The sequence below is a fragment of the Acidovorax sp. HMWF029 genome, from assembly GCF_003060895.1.
Taxonomy (GTDB): domain Bacteria; phylum Pseudomonadota; class Gammaproteobacteria; order Burkholderiales; family Burkholderiaceae_C; genus Acidovorax.
The window spans coordinates 1-2,773 of the sequence record NZ_QAIH01000170.1; the positions used below are offsets into that span (position 1 = coordinate 1).

2 protein-coding genes are annotated in these 2,773 nt (G+C 70.0%); both read left to right on the forward strand.

What is annotated here, in order from left to right:
- The coding region (locus DBR12_RS11860; RefSeq protein ID WP_108617425.1) for an acyl-CoA synthetase at positions 1–1,908 on the forward strand (1,908 nt) is incomplete at its 5' end.
- 91 nt (positions 1,909–1,999) lie between these two features.
- Positions 2,000–2,773, forward strand: a 774-nt coding sequence (locus tag DBR12_RS11865; RefSeq protein ID WP_233244409.1) for a tripartite tricarboxylate transporter substrate binding protein, incomplete at its 3' end; no start/stop codon positions are given.

The window sequence follows — 2,773 nt, forward strand, 5'->3', positions numbered from 1 at the left end:
GCCCCCATCCGCAGCCTTCAGAATGTGCAGCAGCTTGAAGCCCGCCCGCTGGCCGAGGCGCTGCCGGTGCACAGCACCTACGAAATATTCGTGAACTCGGCCCGCGCGTTTGGCGACAGGACGGCGCTCGCCTTTTTGCCCACCGCCGACCCTGCCGCCGAGCCCATCCGCTGGTCGTATGCGCAATTGCTCACCGGCATCCACCAGACGGCCAACCTGCTGCACCAGCTGGGCGTGGGGCCAGAGGACGCGGTGGCCGTGCTGCTGCCCGGCTGCCTGGAATACCACCTGGCCCTGTGGGGCGGCGAGGCGGCGGGCATCGTGCAGCCGCTCAACCCCATGCTCACCGACGAGAAGATCGCGGCCATGCTGACCCTGGCCCGCGCCAAGGTGCTGATAGCCTATGGCGGCGAAGGCGACCTGGGCTACTGGAGCAAGGCGCTGCGCCTGCGCGCCCTGGTGCCCACGCTGCAGACGGTGCTGCGCGTGGCACCGCACGATGAGGCCCCTGGCGCGGCAGCCCCGCTGCCCGCTGGCGTGGTGGACCTGGCCGAGCGCCACCAACACCCGGGCGACCACCTGGTGAGCGGCCGCCGCATCGTGGCCAGCGACATCGCTGCGTATTTCCACACCGGCGGCACCACGGGCGCGCCCAAGCTCGCGCGCCACAGCCACGGCGCGCAGGTGTTCACGGCCTGGGGCTGCGTGCAGATGCAGGGCATCACGCCCGAGGATGTGGGCATCAACGGCTACCCGCTGTTCCATGTGGCGGGGGTGCTGCCGGGCTCGCTGGCGGCGCTGTCGGCCGGGGTGGAGACCATCATCCCCACCACCGGGCTGTTCCGCAACCGCGAGGTGATCGCCAACTACTGGCGGCTGGTGGAGCGCTACCGCTGCACCTACCTCTCGGCAGTGCCCACCGTGCTGGCGGCGCTGGCCAATGTGCCGCTGGACGGGGCCGACATTTCCACGCTGCGCTACTGCCGCACCGGCGCCGCCATCCTGGCGCCCGAGCTGGCGGCGCGGTTTGAGCGCCTGTTTGGCCTGCACATCCATGAAAGCCTGGGCATGACGGAGATGGCGGGCATCTCCACCATCACCCCGCCGGGCGTGCACGCGCCCGCAGGCTGCGTGGGCTGGCGGCTGCCGTACACCCAGCTGCGCGTGGTGGCGCTCGATGCGCAGGGCAATGCATCGGGCGACGACATGCCACCCGGCCAGCCGGGCATGGTGCTCTTCCAATCGCCCAACCTGTTCTCCGGTTTTCTCGACGCCGCTGACACGGCCAAGGCGTTCACACCGGACGGCTGGCTGGCCACGGGCGACCTGGGCTTTGTGGACGACCAGGGCCGCCTGCACCTGAGCGGCCGCTCCAAAGACCTCATCATCCGCAGCGGCCACAACATCGACCCCAAGGTGATCGAAGACGCGCTGGGCGCCCACCCCGCCGTGCAGCTGTGCGCCGCCGTGGGCGCACCCGATGCCTATGCGGGCGAGCTGCCCGTGGTCTACGCCACGCTGGTGCCAGGCGCCCCCCAGGTGACCGAAGCCGAACTGCTGGCCTTCACCGCCGAACGCGTGGACGAGGCAGTGGCCCGCCCGCGCTGGGTGCAGGTGATCGAGACCATGCCGGTGACCAATGTGGGCAAGATCTACAAGCCCGAGCTGCGCCAGCGTGCGGCCTGCCACACGGTGCAGGCGCTGGTCGATGGCGTGTGCACCACCGAAGCCCCAGGCCAGACCCGCCCCGAAGTGCAGCCCGAAGGCGACAACGCAGTGCGTGTGACCGTGGCCCCCGGCGCGCAGGCAGACGCACTCGCCACCCGTCTGCGTGAGGTGCTCGCGCCCCTGCCCCTCACCGTGCGCGTCGTCAACGCGCCCGCCGCAGGGAGCCCCCAAAACGCATAAGCCCATGGCGTGACAGCCAGGCCCAGGCCCGCGACCATGCATGGCGCAGCCCGCTGAGTGAGTTTTTATAACCATGACAGGAGACAAACCGATGCCCTTCCACCCCCTGATGTCCCGCCGCACCTGGCTCGGCGCCGCCGCGCTGGCCGCCGCATTCACCGGCACGTCGGCCTTCGCGCAGGCCTACCCCAACAAGCCCATCAAGATCGTGGTGCCGTTTGCCGCAGGCGGCGCCACCGACGTGCTGGCGCGTGTGCTGGCCGAGAAGATGGCCGTGGGCCTGGGCCAGCCGATGGTCATCGACAACAAGCCCGGTGCGGCCGGCATCATCGGCACCGATGCGGTGGCCAAGGCGGCGCCCGACGGCTACACGCTGCTGCTGGGCCTGAGCAACTCCATGCTCACCAACCAGTTCCTCTACACCAAGCTGCCCTACAGCCCCGAGAAGGACATTGCGCCCGTCTACCAGATCGCCATCGCCCCCCTGGTGCTGGTAGCCCACCCCAGCGTGCCCGTGGCCACCGGCCCCGAGCTGCTGAAGTACGTGGCCGCCAACAAGGGCAAGGTGGCCTACGGCTCGTACGGCACGGGCGCCTACCCGCACCTGGCCGGGGCCTACATGAGCCTCACGCAGAACGCCGACATGAGCCACGTGGCCTACCGGGGCGAAGCGCCCATGGTGCAGGACCTGCTGGGCGGCCAGATCCAGATCGCGTTTGCCAGCGCCCTGCAGGCCAAGCCCCACATTGAGGCGGGCAAGCTCAAGGCCATTGGCGTGAGTGGTGAACGCCGCATGGGCACCCTGCCCAACGTGCCCAGCCTGGCCGAACAGGGCCTGAACGACGAGGCCTACCGCGTAGCGGGC